This is a genomic window from Trinickia mobilis (genome assembly GCF_017315705.1).
In the GTDB taxonomy this organism is placed as follows: Bacteria; Pseudomonadota; Gammaproteobacteria; order Burkholderiales; family Burkholderiaceae; genus Trinickia_A; species Trinickia_A mobilis.
The window spans coordinates 194,375-213,929 of sequence record NZ_JAFLRF010000011.1 but is presented as its reverse complement, the minus strand read 5'-3'; the positions used below and the strand labels follow the sequence as shown (position 1 = coordinate 213,929).

Genomic DNA, 19,555 nt, shown 5'->3' with positions numbered 1-19,555 from the left:
CGCGGCGAGCCGAGTCACTTACAATAGCGCCCATGAAGCTCAAGTTCACCAAAATGCATGGCGCGGGCAACGACTTCGTCGTGCTCGACGGCTACACCCGGCCGCTCGCGCTGACGAGCGAGCAGGTGCGCGCGCTCGCGAACCGGCATTTCGGCGTCGGCGCCGATCAGCTGCTGCTCGTCGAGCGGCCCACGATCGACGGCGTCGATTTCAAGTATCGGATCTTCAATTGCGACGGCGGCGAAGTCGAGCATTGCGGCAACGGCGCGCGCTGCTTCGTCAAGTTCGTCCGCGACACGCGCCTCACCGACAAGCGCAGCGTGCGCGTGCAGGTGCAAAACGGCGTCATCACGCTGACGATGCATGAGAACGGCGAGGTCGTCGTCGATATGGGGCAGCCGGTGTTCGTGCCGGCACGCGTGCCGTTCGATGCGAGCGGCCTCGAAGGGCGTCGCGAGGGCGCCGATACGCTCTGGCCCCTCCTGTTGACCGGCGCGGACGGCGAAACGCACTGGATCTCGGTCGTCTCGATGGGTAATCCGCATGCGGTGCAAGTCGTCGACGACGTCGAGCAATATCCGGTCGGCCAGGTCGGGCCGGCTGTCGAGCATCACCCGCGCTTTGCGCAGCGCGTCAACGCCGGCTTCATGCAAATCGTGTCGCGCAGCGAGATCAAGCTGCGCGTATTCGAGCGCGGCGCCGGGGAAACCCTCGCCTGCGGCACGGGCGCGTGCGCGGCAGTGGCCGCCGGCATCCGCCGCGGCCTCCTCGATTCGCCGGTGACCGTGCACACGCACGGCGGCGTGCTGAGCATTGCCTGGGCCGGCGCGCGCGACGAAACCGCCCCGCTCACGATGGCAGGGCCGGCCGCGACCGTCTTCGAAGGCGAGATCGAGATCGCCGACTGATCCCCCAATTCCCTGCGCATTCCTTATTGCCGAGACCATGAACGATCGCGAAGTCGCTGAATACCTGCTCGCCAACCCCGGATTTTTCGACGAGCACGCCGAGCTGCTCGCGACGATCCGGCTTGCGAATCCGCACGGCAAGGCCGCGGTGTCGCTGCAGGAGCGGCAGATGGAGATGCTGCGCGAAAAGAACAAGCATCTCGAGCGACGTCTCGCCGAGCTGCTGCGCTACGGCCACGAAAACGACAGCATCGCGGTGAAGTTCAATCGCTGGACGATGCGCGTGATGGCCGAGCGCGACGCCTACGCGCTGCCGCGCGCCGTCTCGCAAGGGCTCACCGAAGTGTTCGACGTGCCGCAGGCGGCGCTGCGGGTCTGGGACTTGGCCGAGCCGTACCGCGAAGCGGAGTTCGCGCGCCACGTGGGCGAGGAAGTGCGGATCTTCGCGAACAGCCTCGCCGCGCCTTATTGCGGCGCGAACACGGGCTTTGAGGCGGCACAGTGGCTGATCTCGGGAGAAGCCGCCGCGGCGGCCGCGAGCGCGGCGAGCGATTCCGCCGCCGACCCCGCCGCAGCCGAAGGCGCCGCAACGCAATCGATCGCGCTTGTCGCGCTGCGCGACCCGCGCGCCGGCGACGAAGTCGCGACGTTCGGCCTCCTCGTGATGGGCTCGCCGGACCCGCGCCGTTTCCACGAAGGCATGGCGACCGATTTCCTCGCCCAGATCGGCGGACTCGCGAGCGCCGCGCTGAGCCGGCTGCTTGCACGCTGATGCGCGCGCAGTATTCGTCTTGATCCGCGCCCCCATCGATCCGGAATCCGCCCTGTGACCGCGGCCGACCACGACCCGATTGCCGCTTACCTCTCCAGCCTCGAGCACGAGCGGCGGCTGTCGGCACATACGCTGCGCGGCTACACGCATGAACTCGACGAGCTGAAGAAGCTCGCGAAAGGCCGTCCGCTCGAAAGCCTTACCGCCACCGACATGCGCGGCGCCGTGGCGCGCGCGCACGCGGGCGGGCTATCGGCGCGCTCGATCGGGCACCGCCTTTCGGCGTGGCGCGCGTTCTACCGCTGGCTCGCCGGGCGCATCGATCTGCCCGCGAACCCGGTCGCGACCGTGCGCGCACCGAAGCAAGCGAAGACGCTGCCGAAGGCGCTTTCCGTCGACGACGCCAACGCGCTGATGGAAGCCCCCGCCGCCCCGAACACCGAAGGCCTGCGCGATCACGCGATGCTCGAGCTGTTCTACTCGTCGGGGCTGCGGCTCGCCGAGCTGGTCGGCCTCGATGTCGCCTTCGCCGATGCGGACGGCTACCGCTCCGCCGGCTGGCTCGACCTGCAGGCGGCGGAAGTGACGGTGCTCGGCAAGGGCAACCGGCGGCGCACGGTGCCGGTCGGCAGCAAGGCGCTCGATGCGCTCAAGAGCTGGCTCGCCGCGCGCGGCGAGTTCGTGAAGCTCGATCCGCATCCGCTCTTTCTGTCGGTGCGCGGCAACCGGATGTCGCCGAACGTCGTGCGCGACCGCGTGAAGCGCGCGGCACTCGCGGCCGGCATTCCGGCCAACGTGCATCCTCACGTGCTGCGCCATTCGTTCGCGACGCACGTGCTGCAATCGAGCGGCGACCTGCGCGCGGTGCAGGAGCTGCTCGGCCACGCGAGCATCACAGCGACGCAAGTCTATACCGCGCTCGATTTCCAGCATCTCGCTCAGGTGTACGACAAGGCGCATCCGCGCGCGAAAAAGCGCGACTGAGCGGTTCATTCATCCGCGTCATTGCCCGGCCGGCGATCTTGCCGGCCGCTCCGGTCCCGCTTGGCGATGCCGTGCAATCCGCGCCGTGACCGGCCACAGCCATCACCCCGCCGCGCACGATTCGCGCGGCAGAAACTTGCATTTGATCATTTATGAATACCGTAACGCTGAAGCCGTCGAAGGAAAAATCGCTGCTGCGCCGCCATCCGTGGGTTTATGCGAACGCGATCGACCGCATCGACGGCAAGCCCGCACCGGGCGCCACCGTGATCGTGCGCGCGCACGACGGCCGCTTTCTCGCCCGCGCCGCATACAGCCCGCAATCGCAGATCCGCGTGCGCGTCTGGAGCTTCGACGAAGCCGAGCCGATCGATCACGCCTTTTTCAAGCGCCGTGTGCAGCGCGCGATCGCGCACCGGCAAGCGCTCGTCCACGGCACGGGCGCGGTGCGGCTGATCTTCGGCGAAGCAGACGGACTGCCGGGGCTCATCGCCGACTACTACGTTACCGACGCCCCGCAGGAAGTCCCCTTGCGGGGCGCCCCGCAGGAAGTCCCCCGCCCCGCAGGAAATCCACTTGGGGGATTGGGGGACGACGCCGAAAAGCGCGGCCAGCTCGTCTGCCAGTTCATGGCGGTGGGCGTCGAGGCGTGGAAGGAGGTGATCGTTGCGGCGCTCGTCGGCGCGACCGGCTGCCCGAACGTCTACGAGCGCTCGGACGTGTCGATCCGCGAAAAAGAAGGCCTCGCTCAGACCACCGGCGTGCTGGCCGGCGACCCGCCACCCGACACGCTGATTACGAACGAAAACGGCGTGCGCTACCACGTCGATGTCAGGAGCGGCCACAAGACAGGCTTCTACGTCGACCAGCGCGACAACCGCGCGCTCGTCCAAGCCTACGCGGACGGGCGCGACGTGCTCAACTGCTTCTGCTACACCGGGGGCTTTTCGCTGGCCGCGTTGAAGGGCGGCGCTAAGCGGGTGGTGTCGATCGACTCGTCTGGCGAAGCACTCGCGCTCGCCCGGCAGAACGTCACCGCCAACGACTTCGACCCAAGCCGCGCCGACTGGCTCGACGCTGACGCGTTCAAGACCCTGCGCCGCCTCTACGACGACGGCGAGCGCTTCGACCTCGTCGTGCTCGATCCGCCGAAATTCGCGCCGTCGCGCGAGCACGTCGACCGCGCCGCGCGCGCCTACAAGGACATCAACCTGAGCGGCTTCAAGCTGCTGCGCCCGGGCGGCCTCTTGTTCACGTACTCGTGCTCGGGCGCGATCGACGCCGACCTGTTCCAGAAGATCGTCGCCGGCGCCGCGGCCGACGCGCGCGTCGATGCCCGCATCCTGAAGCGCCTGGGCGCCGGGGTCGATCACCCGCTCCTCACGGCGTTTCCGGAAGGCGAATATCTGAAAGGGCTATTGTTGCAAATCGCCTGAATGCCCATAGTTAGCGGACATTTGACGCCCCCCCGCGAACGCAAGCGAGCGTGGGGGCCGTCCATGGCGCGTCTTGCAGCCGAATTGCGGCTGGCCGGCAAGCGCAAGCCCGTGGCAAGCGACGAACCGGGCGGACCACGGGCGCTTGACAGATGTGCTTCAATAGTGGGCTGTTGACGCATTGACACCGATTCACGAACTACAGGCGACTCACATGATTCCCGTCACTATCCTGACCGGCTTCCTCGGCAGCGGCAAAACCACGCTGCTCAAGCGCATCCTGAACGAAAAGCACGGCATGAAGATCGCCGTGATCGAAAACGAGTTCGGCGAAGAAAACATCGACAACGAAATCCTCGTGCAAGATTCGGCCGAGCAGATCGTCCAGATGAGCAACGGCTGCATCTGCTGCACGATTCGCGGCGATCTCGCGCTGGCGCTCGGCGACCTGGCAGCGAAAAAGCAGTCGGGCGAGCTCCAGTTCGATCGCGTCGTGATCGAAACCACCGGCCTCGCCAACCCGGGCCCGGTCGCGCAGACCTTCTTCATCGATAACGAAATTGCCGACGAATTCCTGCTCGACGCGATCATCACGCTCGTCGACGCCAAGCACGCGAACCTTCAACTCGACGAGCACGAAGTCGTGCAGCGCCAAGTGGGCTTCGCGGACCGCCTCTTCGTCACGAAGTCGGACCTCGTCGACGAAGCCGAGCTTTCCGACCTGCGCCACCGCCTCGTGCACATGAACCCGAAAGCGACGATCAAGGTCGTCAATTTCGGCGAGGCGGACATCAAGGAAATCTTCGATCTGCGCGGCTTCAACCTGAACGCGAAGCTCGAAATCGATCCCGATTTCCTCGCCGAGGACGATCACGACCACGCGCGCCACGGCCACGATCATGGCGATGACCACGAGCATTGCGACCATGATCACGGCCACTGCGAGCACGAGGGGCACGACGGGCACCACCACCATCACCACGCGCATCACGACGACAAGATCAAGTCGTTCGTCTATCGCAACGACCGCCCGTTCGACCCGAACAAGCTTGAAGACTTCCTCGGCGGCATCCTGCAGATCTACGGCGAGCGTCTGTTGCGCTACAAGGGCGTGCTCTATATGAAAGGCGTCGACCGCAAAGTCGTGTTCCAGGGCGTGCACCAGATGATGGGCAGCGACCTCGCCGCGAAGTGGCTGCCGATCGAGAAGAAGACCAATAAGATGGTTTTCATCGGCGTAGACCTTCCGCAAGACCTCATCACCGACGGCCTCGACGCCTGCCTCGCGTAAGACCGCGTTTCGAACCGTTATTGGTCCCTCACACTGGCGCGGCCGGTTTGTGTGCGCTATGGCACCCAAACCGGTTCGCCGGTGCCGCCGCCCGTGGTAAAACAGGTGAAAGCCCTATGATAGAAGGGGCCGGATGATCATCGCTTTTTGACGGCTCGCGCGCTATATTTTCGGGATAGCACGTTCATCCGTCGTGGGGATCTCTCGGTTGCGGAACCGCATTCTGATTCAGTTACAATACGTGCCCACTGGAGAATGACAACGACTTGCCCGCGCATTGTCTGGCGCACCCGCTGGACGTCGCGCAACGATGCCGGGCGTATAAACGGCGCCGGAAAACCTCATCCGGATCATGCCGAAACAATGCCGAAGCGCCGGCCTGCACGCCGGTTTGTCAGTTAGCGCGCAGTCCGGCATCGAGATGCTCGGGGGCATCCGAGGATCGGTTTCCAGAGGAGTTCGGCCCCGCAGCGGCGCGATGGGCGTCACGACAGCCCAGCGTCCGTGTTCGTCTGCGCCTGATTGACGCTGGTTGCGGGCAACACGAAAGTGCGGGCAATATGTAAGAGTTTTGCCTCACATTGAAGAAGCACGCAGATGACGACGAAACGACTCTTGACCGAAGCCGAAATCCTGAAGATGAGCGAGAAGGATTACATGAATGAGGATCAGCTCGCTTTCTTCAAGAACCGGCTCGAACAGCTGCAGGCGGAAATCCTCCGCAATGCCGGCCAGACGACCGAGAACCTGCGCGAAACCGTGATCGTGCCGGACCCGGCCGATCGCGCGACGATCGAAGAAGAGCATGCGCTCGAGCTGCGCACGCGCGATCGCGAACGCAAGCTGCTGAAGAAGGTGCAGCAATCGCTCGCGCGCATCGAATCGGGCGAGTACGGCTGGTGCGAGGAAACCGGCGAGCCGATCGGCATTCCGCGTCTGATCGCACGGCCCACGGCCACCCTGTCGCTCGAAGCGCAGGAGCGCCGCGAGTTGCGCCAGAAGCTGTTCGGCGACTGATTGCTGGAACCGCGCGGCCCGCTCGCGCGCCGGATACGCTGCTTCGTCAAAGAGGCGCACGGTGAACCGCGCGCCTTTTTCTTTTGTCGACCGGAGTTAGTGCTTCAGCACTTACTCCGGTCCCATGCAAAGCTGTGCGATCGCACCGCGCGCTCCCTGTGTCTCTCCAGCCTGCGTCATGACAGCCGTTACGGGCGCTGGTCTGACGTCGGCTGCTCCGCTCGCGCAGCTTTTACCTCGCCTGCGGGCCAATTTCCGTCCTATGCCCTTCGGCTGCCTCTTGATAAAGCGCTGCACGCCCTAAAATTATCCGGACGTGCGTTGCATGAGCGCGCGCGCATCAAGCCGCGCCTCGGCCGCCCACCCGATATGCTCGGGCGGAACAGGTCACTAGCACCGCCCGGGACCTTCAGCTTTTCTAAAGGAACGCACATGGAGCAATTTCACGGCACGACGATCGTATCCGTGCGTCGCGGCGACAAGGTCGCGCTCGGCGGCGACGGCCAGGTAACGCTCGGCAACATCGTCATGAAAGGCGGCGCGAAGAAAGTCCGGCGCATTTACAACGGCAAGGTGCTCGTCGGCTTCGCCGGCGGCACGGCCGATGCGTTTTCGCTGCTCGACCGCTTCGAAGCCAAGCTCGAAAAACATCAGGGCAACCTGACGCGCGCCGCGGTCGAACTCGCGAAAGACTGGCGCACCGACCGCATGCTGCGCCGCCTCGAAGCGATGCTGATCACCGCCGACGCGCAAACCACCCTCGTCATCACCGGCAACGGCGACGTGCTCGACCCCGAGGGCGGGATCTGCGCGATCGGCTCGGGCGGGGCCTATGCGCAGGCCGCGGCCCGCGCGCTCGCCGAAAACACGGATCTTTCTCCGCGCGACATCGTCGAAAAATCTTTGGGGATCGCCGGCGACATGTGCATCTATACCAACCATAACCGCGTCATCGAGACGATCGAGTGAGGAAACGATGAGCACCATGACCCCCGCCGAGATCGTTTCGGAACTCGACAAGAACATCATCGGGCAGAAGCGCGCGAAACGTGCGGTCGCCGTCGCGCTGCGCAATCGCTGGCGCCGCCAGCAGGTCGCCGAGCCGCTGCGCCAGGAAATCACGCCGAAGAACATTCTGATGATCGGGCCGACGGGCGTCGGCAAGACCGAAATCGCGCGGCGTCTCGCGAAGCTCGCCGACGCGCCGTTCATCAAGATCGAAGCGACCAAGTTCACCGAAGTCGGCTACGTAGGGCGCGATGTCGACAGCATCGTGCGCGACCTGATCGAAATCTCGGTCAAGGAGACGCGCGAGACCGAAATGCGCAAGGTCCGCACGAAGGCGCAAGACCAGGCCGAAGACCGCATTCTCGACATCCTGCTGCCGAGCGCGCGCCCGGTCGGCTTCGGCTCGGCGGCGTCGAGCTCGAGCGACCATGGCGACGATGGCAACGCCACGCGCCAGACGTTCAGGAAGCGCCTGCGCGAGGGCTCGCTCGACGACAAGGAAATCGAGCTCGACGTCGAATCGCCGCAAATCGGCATGGACATCATGGGCCCGCCGGGCATGGAAGACATGACCGAGCAGATCCGCTCGATGTTCGCGAACCTGGGCGGCGGCAAGAAAACGCGCCGCAAGCTGAAGGTCAGGGAAGCTCTGAAGGTGCTCACCGACGAAGAAGCATCGAAGATGCTCAACGACGAGGAAGTGAAAGCGAAGGCTGTGCAGAACGTCGAGCAGAACGGCATCGTGTTCCTCGACGAAATCGACAAGATTGCGTCGCGCAGCGAAACGGGCGGCGCCGAGGTATCCCGTCAGGGCGTGCAGCGCGATCTGCTGCCGCTCGTCGAAGGCACGACGATCAACACGAAGTACGGCACGGTGAAGACGGACCACATCCTCTTCATCGCGAGCGGCGCGTTCCACCTGTCGAAGCCGAGCGACTTGATCCCCGAGCTGCAAGGGCGCTTCCCGATTCGCGTCGAACTCGATTCGCTTTCGGTTGAGGACTTCGAAGCAATTCTCGTCGCCACCGATGCCAGCCTCGTCAAGCAATACCAGGCGCTGCTGGCAACCGAAGACGTGCAGCTCGAATTTGCCGCGGACGGCATCCGCCGGATGGCCGAAATTGCGTTCGCGGTCAACGAGAAGACCGAGAACATCGGTGCGCGGCGCCTGTATACGGTGATCGAGAAGCTGCTCGAGGAAGTCTCGTTCGCAGCAGGCAACCACTCGGGCCAGGCGGTGAAGATCGACGCGGCGTATGTCGATCGCGCGCTGGACGAAGTCGCGCAAAGCGAGGATCTGTCGCGCTATGTGCTGTAACGGGCAGCGCGTAAAGCGTTAAGCCAATAGAAAACGGGCGGCCTGCATTTCGCAGGACCGCCCGTTTTTAATTCGACGCGTAACGCGTGAACAAGAGCGTGAAAAAACATTACTGCTTCACCGGCCGCTTCGAGAGCTTGCGCTGCAACGTGCGCCGATGCATGTTCAGCGCGCGCGCCGTCGCCGAAACGTTGCCGCCGTTTTCAGCGAGCGCCCGCTGGATGTGTTCCCACTCGAGCCGCGCGACGGAAAGCAGCGCCGGATGCTCGATGGCCTCCTCCGCTTGCGCCACGCTCGCCTCCTTCTGCAACGCAGCCAGAATCGATTCCACGTTGGCCGGCTTTGCGAGATAGTTGTCGGCGCCGTCCTTCACGGCTTGCACGGCCGTCGCGATGCTCGCGTAACCGGTGAGAATCAGCATCCGCGCGTCGGGCTGCAGCTCGCGCAGCGGCGCGACGAGGCTCAAGCCCGAATCACCGCCCAAATGCAGGTCGACCGTGATCTGCCCGAACCTGTGCTGGTTCGCGAGCTTGATCGCCTCCTCGGCGTTCGGCGCGGTGTGGACCGTGTAGCCCCGGCGCGTCAGCCCGCGGGCGAGAATCCCCGAGAACACTTCGTCGTCGTCGATGACCAGGAAATTCATATCGCTCATGTGTTTTTCTCCCTCGTATCGGTTGAATCGGAAGCGGCGTGGCCTGCACCTGCCTCCTCTTTAGCGGCGGGCAGACGAAGCACCGCCCGCGTGCCGTGCGGCTTGCCGTCGGCAAGCTCGATCTCGCCGCCAAGCCGTGCGGCAGCCGTGAAAGCCAGATAGAGCCCCACGCCGTGGCCGCCCTGCGTGCTGCCTACCGGCATCGAGCCGAGCGTGGCGCGCAACGACGGAGGAATGCCCGGCCCTGAATCGCAAACTTCGAACTCGACTTTGCCGTTCACGCTCGACGCGGCGAGCGTCACGCGATCGCGGCTCGCGCGCGCGGCGTTGTCGAGCAGGATGGTCAGAATCTGGCTGACCGCGACCGTGTCGTCAAGCCACACGCCCGTGGGCGCAGTGCCGATCCGTTCGAATTTCACGTGCGGATGACGCAGCCGCCACTGGACGGCAAAGCTTTCGAGCCATTCGTCGAGCGTCTGCCGGTGCGACGCCACCAATGCGCGGCTTCGCAAGCGCGCGAGCGCCGACGTGCAGAGCGCCATCTGTTGCTCGAGCAGTTCCAGATCGGCGGAATACGGCGCGAGCCCGCTGTCGCTGCGAGCCGCGTCGCGCAACTCTTCGGACAGCATCGCGATGGTCGAGAGCGGCGTGCCCATTTCGTGAGCGACCGTGGCCGCCTGCACGCCGAGCGCGACCGCCCGCTCGTCGCGCAAGAGGCGCTGCTGCGCCTCCGCGAGCGCCGCATCGCGCAGGCGCAGCCCGTTCGACATGCGCGCGACGAACCACGCAATCAGCCCGACGCTCACCATGAAGTTCACCCACATGCCCGCCCGGTAGTAGTCGAACAGGTTGGCGGGGTTGTCCATGTTGAGCGGGATCGAATCGAATCCGAGCGCCGCGTAGCAGCAGACGGCGAAGACCGCGAGCCAGACCATCAGGTGCCACGGCAGCACGGCAGCGGCAATCGCAAGCGAGGGCAGATACAGCGACACGAACGGATTCGTCGTGCCGCCGGACAGAAAAAGCAGTGCGGACAACGCAGCGAGGTCGACCCACAACTGGCCGAGCAGCTCGAAATTGGTCTCCGGCCGCGCCCGCGCGACGCGTATCCAGGTCAGCGCATTGAAGACCACTTCGAGCGCGATCACCATGAGCATGGCCGGCAACGGCAAATGCACGCCGAAGAAGATCTGGACCACAGAGATGGTGACGAGCTGGCCGATGATCGCCAGGCAGCGCAGCCAAAACAAGTGGCCGAGATTGACGCGGCCGGTGTTGGATATACGGTGCATCGGGCCAGTTTAACCGCTGGGCGCTTCCGGGGACACCGTGACGATCGCCTCGGCGAAACACTCCGGGCACAGGCAACGCATATTGGGTACCAAGCGCTCGGGCGGCAAGGCAGGCATCGACGTGCACCAGCACTTGAACGGCTCGGACGCGTCGGCGCGCTTGCCGCAATCGAACGCGCGGCCGCAGCGCGGGCAGCGTGCGCTCCCGCCGGCCGGCGGCGCGGAGCGGGTCGTGGAAGTCGAGCCTGAGCGAGTCATGACGCGTCGAAACAACAATGGAAACAGAGTCGAATCAAGTGGATAAATGCATGATGCCACGGCTCGCGGGGCTCGCCGCGCAGCCGCGCGAAAACAGCCGTCCTATGTCGTTTGGATGACCGGCAAAAACCGTGCTGCGCCGCGCCAGTCCTGTACAATTCGCCCTATTTCGCCCGTCTCAACTGTTTGTTCCGTGCCGAGTTTGCCGCCATGTCCGAGCCCATCGACCTCTCGCAGATCGCTCCCACGTTGAAAGCCGAAATCCTCGCTGAGGCGCTGCCTTATATTCGCCAGTATCACGGCAAGACCGTGGTCATCAAATACGGCGGCAACGCCATGACCGAAGAGCGCCTGAAGCAAGGCTTCGCGCGCGACGTCATTCTGCTGAAGCTGGTCGGCATCAACCCGGTGATCGTGCACGGCGGCGGCCCGCAGATCGACCAGGCGCTCAAGAAGATCGGCAAGCAAGGCACGTTCATCCAGGGCATGCGCGTCACCGACGAAGAGACGATGGAAGTCGTCGAATGGGTGCTCGGCGGCGAAGTGCAGCAGGACATCGTCACGCTTATCAATCACTTCGGCGGCCACGCGGTGGGCCTCACGGGCAAGGACGGCGGCCTGATCCACGCGCGCAAGCTCATGATGCCGGACCGCGACAACCCCGGCCAATACGTCGACATCGGCCAAGTGGGCGAAGTCGAGGCGATCAACCCGGCCGTCGTGCGCGCGCTGCAAGACGACGCGTTCATTCCGGTGATCTCGCCGATCGGCTTCGGCGAAGACGGCCTCTCGTACAACATCAACGCGGATCTCGTCGCGGGCAAGCTCGCTGTCGTGCTGAACGCCGAAAAGCTCGTGATGATGACCAACATCCCCGGCGTGATGGACAAGGTGGGTAACCTGCTGACGGATCTGTCGGCGCGCGAGATCGACGCACTCTTCGCCGACGGCACGATCTCGGGCGGCATGCTGCCGAAGATCGCGTCCGCGCTCGACGCCGCCAAGAGCGGCGTGCGCTCGGTGCACATCATCGACGGCCGGATCGAGCACTCGGTACTGCTCGAAATCCTGACCGAGCAACCGTTCGGCACGATGATCCGCTCGCATTGAGCATGCCCGGCGAAGCACGGCGCGCATCAATGCGCCGCGCTTCGCCTGCTGTTCGGGCGTCTCCTCCCCCACCGCCATGCCCATCTCTCGCCCCAAGCGGCGCCGGCCGCACGTCAACGCGGGCAGCCCCGTCTGGCTGTTCGACCTCGACAACACCCTGCACCACGCGTCGTACAAGATCTTCCCGGCGATCAACCAGGCGATGACGCAATACATCATCGACGCGCTGCAAGTCGAGCGCGATGTGGCGAACCGCCTGCGCACCGGCTACACGCAGCGCTACGGTGCGGCGCTGCTCGGCTTGACGCGGCATCACCTGATCGACCCGCACGACTTCCTGAAAGAAGTCCACACGTTCCCCGACCTCGGCTCGATGGTGCGCGCCGAGCGCGGTCTCGCGCGCCTTATCGCGGCGCTGCCAGGACGCAAGTTGGTGCTGACCAATGGGCCGGAGGCCTACGCGCACGCGGTGCTGCGGGAGCTCTCCATCGAGCGCCTGTTCGAGCGGGTGATCGCAATCGAGCACATGCGCGACCGTCGCGCGTGGCGCGCGAAGCCCGACGCATCGATGCTGCGCCGGGCGATGCGCGACGCGCACGTGCCGCTTGCCGATGCGATCCTCGTCGAAGACACGCGCGGACACCTGAAGCGCTACAAGCGCCTGGGAATTCGGACGGTCTGGATCGTCGGCCATCTCCCCGCGGCGTCGAAGGCAAACGGCACGCCGGCGCGCCAGCCCGGCACCGGACGTCCCCACTATGTCGATCGTCGCATTCGTTCGTTAAAATCGCTTCGGCTGGGCACTCGCGCCTCCCGCCGGGCCGCCCCAAGGGAGGCGCCCGCCCCCTCGGGGGGCAGCGAACGATAGTGAGCGTGGGGGTCGTTCATGCGCCTCCCGCCGGGCCGCCCCAAGGGAGGCGCCCGCCCCCTCGGGGGGCAGCGAACGATAGTGAGCGTGGGGATCGGTCATCCATCGGGGCAACAGATATGCAGCCGACTCAAAAGCCTGACACGGCGGTAAACAGCGAACACGCGCAGGACCAGCAAGACCACGCGGAAGACGCAACTTCAGCAGGCGCGCGTGCGCCGCGCCTAAAGCCCGGCGAGCGGCGGGTCCACATCCTCCAGACGCTCGCCGCGATGCTGGAGACCCCCAAAAGCGAAAAGATCACGACCGCGGCGCTGGCCGCGCGGCTCGGCGTGTCGGAGGCGGCGCTCTACCGGCATTTCGCGAGCAAGGCGCAAATGTTCGAGGCGCTGATCGAGTTCATCGAAGAGACGTTTTTCGGCCTCGTCAACCAGATCACGGCGAAGGAGCCGAACGGCGTGCTCCAGGCGCGTGCGATCGGCTTGATGCTGCTCAACTTTTCCGCGAAAAATCCCGGCATGACACGCGTGCTGACGGGCGAGGCGCTCGTCGGCGAGCACGAGCGCCTCGCCGAGCGGGTCACGCAGATGCTCGAGCGCATCGAGGCATCGCTCAAGCAGTGCCTGCGGCTCGGCTTGATGGAGGCCAACCAGAAATCGGCCGATGCCGCGGTGCCGCTGCCGACCGATTACGACCCGGCGGTGCGCGCGAGCCTCGTCATCAGCTATGTGCTCGGCCGCTGGCACCGCTACACGAAAAGCGGGTTCGCGCGCACGCCGGGCGAGCACGCCGACGCGCAACTGCGGCTGATTCTTCAATAGTCCCGGCAGTCTCGGCGGCCGTCAGCCGATCGGCCGCCCCGCCGTCTCGCGGACGAACGGCAGCGCGAGCAGCGACACGGTCCCGCAGCCGATCAGGTACCACGCGGGCGCGATCGGATTGCCCGACAACTGAATCAGCCACGTCGCGAAGAATTGCGCGAAGCCGCCGAAAATCGACACGCCGAGGCAATAGACGATCGACATCCCGGTCGCCCGAATTTCGCGCGGAAACATTTCGGGCAGCATCACGATGTTCGGCACCGCCGTGAACGCGACCAGCACCGCGAGAACCGCGACCACCGCCAGCAGAACCGGCACGGTCGGATACGCGTTGATGAGCTTGAACGCCGGATAGATCGCGAGCGTCAGCAACACCCGCGACACCCACAGCACCGGCTTGCGCCCGACCCGGTCCGACAGCGCGCCGGCAAACGGCGAGCAGATCACGGTCATGAGGGCGGCGGTCCACGAAGCCCACAACGCCAGCGACATCGGCATGTTCAGCATCCGGATCGCGTAGGTCGACAGATAGAACAGCACGATGTAGTTCGCCGCGGTGCCGCCGATCGTCGTCGCCACGCCCGCCGTGATCGAGCCCGCGTGGTGGCGGAAGATCGTGCGCGCGGGATGGGTGGGATGGACGGCGGGCCCGGTGCGTTCGGCTGCGGGCAACGCCTGCGGCCGGTGATCGGCGGTCTCGACGCCCGGCAGCGTCTCGTTCAGATGCCGGCGGATATAGGTGCCGATCGGCCCCATCGCCATCCCGATCACGAACGGAATGCGCCAGCCCCAGCTCTCGAGCGACGGCGTCGACAAGCTCGCCGCCAGCACGACGCCAAGCAGCGACCCGCACACCGTGTTGAGCCCCTGGCTCACGAACTGCCAACTGCCGTAGAAGCCGCGCGTGCGGTCGCCGCCGTATTCGAGCAGGAGCGAGGTCGACGCGCCGACCTCGCCGCCGATGGCAAAGCCCTGGATCAGCCGCGCGAGGATGATGAGCGCCGGCGCAGCGAGGCCGATCGTCGCGTAAGTCGGCGCGAACGCGATGATCGCCGAGCCGAGCGTCATGAGCCACAGCGTGAGGCTCATCGCGGCCTTGCGGCCGGCGCGGTCCGCGTAACCGCCGAGCACGACGCCGCCGATCGGCCGCATGATGAAGCCGACGCCGAACGTGCCGACCGCGAGCATCAGTTGCCCGAGCTGCCCCTCGACCGGGAAGTACAGCTTGCCGATGATCGTCGCGAAGAAGCTGTAGATCGTGAAGTCGAAAAATTCGAGGCCGTTGCCGATCGTGATTGCGGCGATCGCCTTCGGCTGCGAGATGCGCTTGGTTGGTGCGGTGGCGGCGCCGGCGCTCTGCGGGCCGGTCGCCTCAGTGGCGGAATAGTCCATGTCTCTCCCGGGTCCCAAGCAAAGCCGATGTCCTGCGCTTGCCGCTCGGGCGGTTTCGGTCGCTCAATCAAGCTCACGCGAGGAAAGCCTCGGCGAGCTTCACCCAGTAGGCGGCGCCTGTCGCGAGACAGTCGTCGTTGAAGTCGTAGCCCGGGTTGTGGACCATGCAGCCGCCCTCCCCGTCGCCATTGCCGATGATCAGGTAGCTGCCCGCGCAGCATTCGAGCATGAACGCGAAGTCCTCGCTGCCGGTGAGCGGTTCCATGTCCCGGATCAGACCGGCCTCGCCGACCCAGTCGAGCGCGACCTGACGCGCGAAGTCCGTCATTTGCGCGTCGTTGACGAGCACGGGGTAGCGGCGCTGATAGTCGATCTCGGCGCGCGCCCCGTACACGGCCGCCTGAGCGTGAATCACGTCGGTGATGCGCTCTTCGAGGAAATCGCGAACCTCGCGCTTCAGCGCACGCACCGACAGCCGCATTTCCGCGCTCTCGGGAATCACGTTCGGCGCCTCGCCCGCGTGGATCGCGCCGACCGTGATGATCGCCATGTCGAGCGGCGCCACGTTGCGCGCGACGATCGTCTGCAGCGCGAGCACGATCTGCGCGCACACGACGACCGGATCGACCGCCTTGTGCGGCATCGCGCCGTGGCCGCCGCGCCCGGTCACTTTCGCGATCACCGTATCGGACGACGCCATGAACGAGCCCGGCAGGAAGCCAAACTTGCCGGTCGGATGGCCGGGCATGTTGTGCATGGCGAACACGGCGTCGCACGGGAAGCGCTCGAACAGGCCGTCTTCGAGCATTTTCTCGGCGCCCGCGAACCCTTCCTCCGCCGGCTGGAAAATCAGGTTAAGCGTGCCGTCGAACGATTTCTCTTGCGCCAGGTGCTGCGCGGCGGCGAGCAGCATCGCCGTGTGGCCGTCGTGGCCGCACGCGTGCATCTTGCCGGGGAGCTTGCTCGCGTACGGCAGGCCGGTCTGCTCGTGGATCGGCAGCGCGTCCATGTCGGCGCGCAGGCCGAGGCGCCGCGTGCCATTGCCCACTTTCAGTTGCCCTACCACGCCGGTTTTCCCGAGCCCGCGATGGACCGTGTAGCCCCATGCTTCGAGCCGCTCGGCGACCAGATTGCCCGTCGCCACTTCCTCGTACGCCAGCTCCGGATGCGCGTGGATCCGGCGCCGCAACGCTATCATTTCCTCTTCCAGATCGGCGATGCCGGACGGGATTGCCATCGTGTTCATGCGTTGTCTTCCTCGATGATTGGCATCGATGCAGCATAGCCAGCGGATGGCTCGACGGACAGGCGTAGAATCTTCGCGGCAGCAACCTGTGGTTGCCATGCCGCGTGCCAGCTCCACGCGTCGATCAGTACCAAGCGAACACCAAGCGGCAGGCAATTTGGTCCGATGAAACTCCATCAACTCACCACGCTCGCGGCGATCGCCGACACCGGCAGCATCCGCGCCGCCGCACGCTCGCTCGGCGTCTCGCCGGCCGCGGCGACGAAGGCCGTGCGCGAACTCGAAGCCGACCTGCGCGCGCCGCTCGTGATCCGCGGCACGAGCGGGATCACGTTCACCGAGTACGGCCGCGCGCTCGTCGTCCATGCGCGGCTCGTGCTCGGCCAGCTCGCGCGCGCCGAAGCCGAACTCGACGCGATGCGCGGGCGTTCGGCCGGGAAGCTGTCGATCGGCGTCACGCCATGGGTCGCACTGACGTTCCTGCCCCAGACCGTGCAGCGCTTCCGGCAGCGCATGCCCGAAGTCCAGCTCGAATTCTTCGAGGGGCTCCTGGCCGTTGTGCAGCCGCGCCTGCGCGACGGCAGCCTCGATTTCTCGATTGGACGGCCGCCGCCCGCGTCGCCGCAGTCGGAGTTTCAGAACGTGCCGCTCTTTTCGACGCACTCGGCCGTGGTCGCGCGGCGCGATCATCCGCTGGCCCAATGCCGCAACCTCGTCGAACTCGAAGACGCCGAATGGGTCCTGAACTGGGACCCGGCGAGCCGCGAGTCGATCTCCGAGAACGTATTTCTCAGCCACGGCATGAATGTGCCGCGCACGATTCATCTCGCGCATTCGCTCGCCATCGTGCTCGGACTGCTCGCGAAGACCGACATGCTCAGCATCTTTCCGTGGCCACTCGTCGAGGTGAGCATCGGCAAGGAGAACCTGCGGGCGCTGCCGCTGCGCGAGACGGTCGAGGAGACGATCGTGAGCGTGGTCTCGCGCCGCGGCGCGCCAGCGAGCCCGGCCGGGGCGTGCTTTCTCGAATGCTTGCGCGAGGTGATCGACGAGGGCGCGCGCTCGGACGATCCGGAACGGCGGCGGCTGTTTCATTCGATCGAGTTGCTGCTGTAAGCCCGCGCGGCCCGGGCAAGCGAGCGCCAAAGGCGACGCGCGCCGCATCCGTCGCCGTAATGGCGGCTATGCGCGCGGCGCCGTCGCCGCAGAATTTTTTCCGCTATACTTTGCCCTCTTTCGTGAAATTCGCTGCGCACTTGCAGCGGAATCATTCACAGCGCGCCGATTTGCTGACTCGATTGCGGGCGCGCGAACCTTCGAAATCTGAGGTTCACTATAAATGCGGCTAAAGAGGTCGTCAGCCGCGCACCCTCTCCCCCGCGCATCGCCGACACCATTTAGCCGCCCCTGTCAGAAGGCGGAATGAATGGAATCGATCGGTATCGTCGCTCCACAAAAAATGCTGTTCACCGAGCCGCTCGCCATGCAAAACGGCAGCTCGCTCGCCAGCTACGACCTCATGGTCGAAACCTACGGCACGCTCAACGCCGCGCGCTCGAACGCGGTGCTCGTTTGCCATGCGCTCAACGCGTCGCATCACGTGGCGGGCGTCTACGCGGACGAGCCCAAGAACGTCGGCTGGTGGGACAACATGGTCGGCCCCGGCAAGCCGCTCGATACGAACCGCTTCTTCGTGATCGGCGTGAACAACCTCGGCTCGTGCTTCGGCTCGACCGGGCCGATGAGCCTCAATCCCGCCACCGGCAAGCCGTATGGCGCGAGCTTCCCGGTCGTCACGGTCGAGGATTGGGTGAACGCTCAGGTGCGCGTCGCCGACGCGTTCGGCATCGAACGCTTCGCGGCCGTGATGGGCGGCAGCCTCGGCGGCATGCAGGCGCTCGCGTGGAGCCTGATGTATCCGGAGCGTCTCGGCCACTGCATCGTGGTCGCGTCGACGCCGAAGCTCTCCGCGCAAAACATTGCGTTCAATGAGGTCGCGCGCTCGGCGATCCTGTCGGACCCGGACTTCCACGGCGGCGACTACTACGCGCACGGCGTGAAGCCGAAGCGCGGCCTGCGCGTGGCGCGAATGATCGGCCACATCACGTATTTGTCCGACGACGACATGGCCGCCAAATTCGGCCGCGCGCTGCGCCGGGCCGAAGGCGCGCTCGACGAGTACAACTTCAACTTCGATGTCGAATTCGAGGTGGAGTCGTACCTGCGCTACCAGGGCGACAAGTTCGCCGACTACTTCGACGCGAACACCTACCTCCTGATCACGCGCGCGCTCGACTACTTCGACCCGGCCAAGGCGTTCGACGGCGACCTCACCGCCGCGCTCGCGCACACCCAGGCAAAGTACCTGATCGCGAGCTTCTCGACCGACTGGCGCTTCGCCCCCGCGCGCTCGCGCGAGCTCGTGAAGGCGCTGCTCGACCACAAGCGGCAGGTCACCTACGCGGAGATCGACGCGCCGCACGGCCACGACGCCTTCCTGCTCGACGACGCGCGCTATCACAACCTGATGCGCGCCTATTACGAACGCATTGCCGAGGAGGTGGGCGCATGAACCAGCACGCTATCGACAACCTGACTGCACGCTCCGACTTCCGCGCGATCGCCCGCTGGGTCGAGCCGCGCTCGACGGTGCTCGACCTCGGCTGCGGCGACGGAACCCTGCTCCAGCTCCTCTCCGAAGAGCTCGAAGTCTCGGGCTATGGGATCGAGATCAACGACGCCGGCGTGCTCGCGTGCGCGAAGAACGGCGTGAACGTGATCCAGCAGAATCTCGAAGACGGCCTGCGCCTGTTCGAGGACGGCAGCTTCGATTTCGCGATCCTGTCGCAGACGCTGCAGACCATCCACCAGACCGCCGCGATCCTGCGCGAGACGGTGCGCGTCGGCAAGCAATGCATCGTGTCGTTTCCGAATTTCGGCTTCTGGACGCACCGGTTGTCGGTGCTGCACGGACGCATGCCGGTGTCGAAATCGCTGCCTTACCAGTGGCACAACACGCCGAACGTGCGGGTGCTGACGATCAAGGACTTCGAGGCGCTCGCGCCGGAAGTCGGCATCGAAATTCTGGACCGCGTCGTGCTGCACGGCGGCCAGACCGTGAGGTGGGGTGTTAACTGGCGTGGTAGTCTTGCGGTCTATCGCGTGAAAAAAGGGTAGCGCCA

18 protein-coding genes and 2 pseudogenes are annotated in these 19,555 nt (G+C 65.5%); 15 read left to right on the top strand and 5 right to left on the bottom strand.

The genetic code is table 11. From position 1 onward, the window contains the following. Window positions 1-32 precede the first annotated feature (32 nt). The 9 genes and pseudogenes from dapF (at window position 33) to hslU (ending at window position 8,734) form a co-directional block, all read left to right on the top strand. A complete protein-coding gene (gene dapF / locus J3489_RS17745; protein WP_207000117.1) occupies window positions 33-908 on the top strand; it encodes a diaminopimelate epimerase in 876 nt (291 codons plus the stop codon). Window positions 909-945: 37 nt separating this feature from the next. Then, the gene (locus J3489_RS17740; protein WP_207000116.1) at window positions 946-1,680 is read left to right on the top strand and encodes a DUF484 family protein; all 735 of its coding nucleotides are present in this window, start codon (window positions 946-948) and stop codon (window positions 1,678-1,680) included. Window positions 1,681-1,734: 54 nt separating this feature from the next. Next, complete coding sequence (xerC, locus tag J3489_RS17735; protein WP_207000115.1) at window positions 1,735-2,664, top strand: tyrosine recombinase XerC; 930 nt, start codon at window positions 1,735-1,737, stop codon at window positions 2,662-2,664. 152 nt (window positions 2,665-2,816) lie between these two features. After that, window positions 2,817-3,171, top strand: a pseudogene (locus J3489_RS38855) (23S rRNA (cytosine(1962)-C(5))-methyltransferase RlmI); the annotation flags it as partial. 95 nt (window positions 3,172-3,266) lie between these two features. Continuing rightward, window positions 3,267-4,100: pseudogene (locus J3489_RS38850) on the top strand (class I SAM-dependent rRNA methyltransferase); the annotation flags it as partial. A 214-nt stretch (window positions 4,101-4,314) separates the two neighbouring features. Then, a complete protein-coding gene (locus J3489_RS17725; RefSeq protein ID WP_207000113.1) occupies window positions 4,315-5,391 on the top strand; it encodes a CobW family GTP-binding protein in 1,077 nt (358 codons plus the stop codon). 597 nt (window positions 5,392-5,988) lie between these two features. Then, entirely contained in the window at window positions 5,989-6,408 is a 420-nt protein-coding gene (gene dksA / locus J3489_RS17720; RefSeq protein ID WP_136897671.1) for an RNA polymerase-binding protein DksA, read from the top strand. Between the two features lie 432 nt (window positions 6,409-6,840). After that, window positions 6,841-7,377, top strand: coding sequence for an ATP-dependent protease subunit HslV (gene hslV, locus J3489_RS17715; protein WP_207000189.1), 537 nt, complete (start codon window positions 6,841-6,843; stop codon window positions 7,375-7,377). A gap of 7 nt (window positions 7,378-7,384) precedes the next feature. Next, window positions 7,385-8,734 (top strand): ATP-dependent protease ATPase subunit HslU, encoded by a 1,350-nt coding sequence (gene hslU, locus J3489_RS17710; protein ID WP_207000112.1) that lies wholly within the window; start codon window positions 7,385-7,387, stop codon window positions 8,732-8,734. 109 nt (window positions 8,735-8,843) lie between these two features. On the opposite strand, the gene J3489_RS17705 is transcribed toward hslU, so the two are convergent. The 3 genes from J3489_RS17705 to J3489_RS17695 are packed head-to-tail and all read right to left on the bottom strand — an operon-like array spanning window position 8,844 to window position 10,936. Further along, window positions 8,844-9,386, bottom strand: coding sequence for a response regulator transcription factor (locus tag J3489_RS17705; RefSeq protein ID WP_207000111.1), 543 nt, complete (start codon window positions 9,384-9,386; stop codon window positions 8,844-8,846). After that, window positions 9,383-10,678 carry an ATP-binding protein gene (locus J3489_RS17700; RefSeq protein WP_207000110.1) on the bottom strand — a complete coding sequence of 432 codons (1,296 nt, stop codon included), beginning with the start codon at window positions 10,676-10,678 and terminating at the stop codon, window positions 9,383-9,385. The genes J3489_RS17705 and J3489_RS17700 overlap by 4 nt, the downstream gene beginning before the upstream one ends. Before the next feature lie 9 nt (window positions 10,679-10,687). Further along, window positions 10,688-10,936: a cysteine-rich CWC family protein gene (locus J3489_RS17695; RefSeq protein WP_207000109.1), complete on the bottom strand. Its 249-nt coding sequence runs from the start codon at window positions 10,934-10,936 to the stop codon at window positions 10,688-10,690. A gap of 210 nt (window positions 10,937-11,146) precedes the next feature. On the opposite strand from J3489_RS17695, the gene argB reads away from it, so the two are divergent. The 3 genes from argB to slmA all read left to right on the top strand — a co-directional run bounded on the left by argB (window position 11,147) and on the right by slmA (window position 13,735). Beyond that, the gene (gene argB / locus J3489_RS17690) at window positions 11,147-12,046 is read left to right on the top strand and encodes an acetylglutamate kinase (protein ID WP_207000108.1); all 900 of its coding nucleotides are present in this window, start codon (window positions 11,147-11,149) and stop codon (window positions 12,044-12,046) included. A gap of 76 nt (window positions 12,047-12,122) precedes the next feature. Continuing rightward, window positions 12,123-12,914: a pyrimidine 5'-nucleotidase gene (locus J3489_RS17685; RefSeq protein WP_207000106.1), complete on the top strand. Its 792-nt coding sequence runs from the start codon at window positions 12,123-12,125 to the stop codon at window positions 12,912-12,914. 119 nt (window positions 12,915-13,033) lie between these two features. Then, entirely contained in the window at window positions 13,034-13,735 is a 702-nt protein-coding gene (slmA, locus tag J3489_RS17680) for a nucleoid occlusion factor SlmA (RefSeq protein WP_207000103.1), read from the top strand. Between the two features lie 21 nt (window positions 13,736-13,756). On the opposite strand, the gene J3489_RS17675 is transcribed toward slmA, so the two are convergent. Both J3489_RS17675 and J3489_RS17670 read right to left on the bottom strand, forming a co-directional pair. Next, window positions 13,757-15,127 (bottom strand): MFS transporter, encoded by a 1,371-nt coding sequence (locus J3489_RS17675; protein ID WP_207000101.1) that lies wholly within the window; start codon window positions 15,125-15,127, stop codon window positions 13,757-13,759. A 73-nt stretch (window positions 15,128-15,200) separates the two neighbouring features. Beyond that, on the bottom strand, window positions 15,201-16,373 hold the full coding sequence (locus J3489_RS17670; protein WP_207000099.1) for a M20 aminoacylase family protein: 1,173 nt from the start codon (window positions 16,371-16,373) through the stop codon (window positions 15,201-15,203). A gap of 165 nt (window positions 16,374-16,538) precedes the next feature. On the opposite strand from J3489_RS17670, the gene J3489_RS17665 reads away from it, so the two are divergent. The 3 genes from J3489_RS17665 to metW all read left to right on the top strand — a co-directional run bounded on the left by J3489_RS17665 (window position 16,539) and on the right by metW (window position 19,550). Further along, entirely contained in the window at window positions 16,539-17,489 is a 951-nt protein-coding gene (locus J3489_RS17665) for a LysR substrate-binding domain-containing protein (protein WP_207000097.1), read from the top strand. Between the two features lie 310 nt (window positions 17,490-17,799). Next, a complete protein-coding gene (gene metX, locus J3489_RS17660) occupies window positions 17,800-18,945 on the top strand; it encodes a homoserine O-succinyltransferase MetX (RefSeq protein ID WP_207000095.1) in 1,146 nt (381 codons plus the stop codon). Further along, complete coding sequence (gene metW / locus J3489_RS17655; RefSeq protein ID WP_207000092.1) at window positions 18,942-19,550, top strand: methionine biosynthesis protein MetW; 609 nt, start codon at window positions 18,942-18,944, stop codon at window positions 19,548-19,550. The genes metX and metW overlap by 4 nt, the downstream gene beginning before the upstream one ends. Window positions 19,551-19,555: the final 5 nt, after the last annotated feature.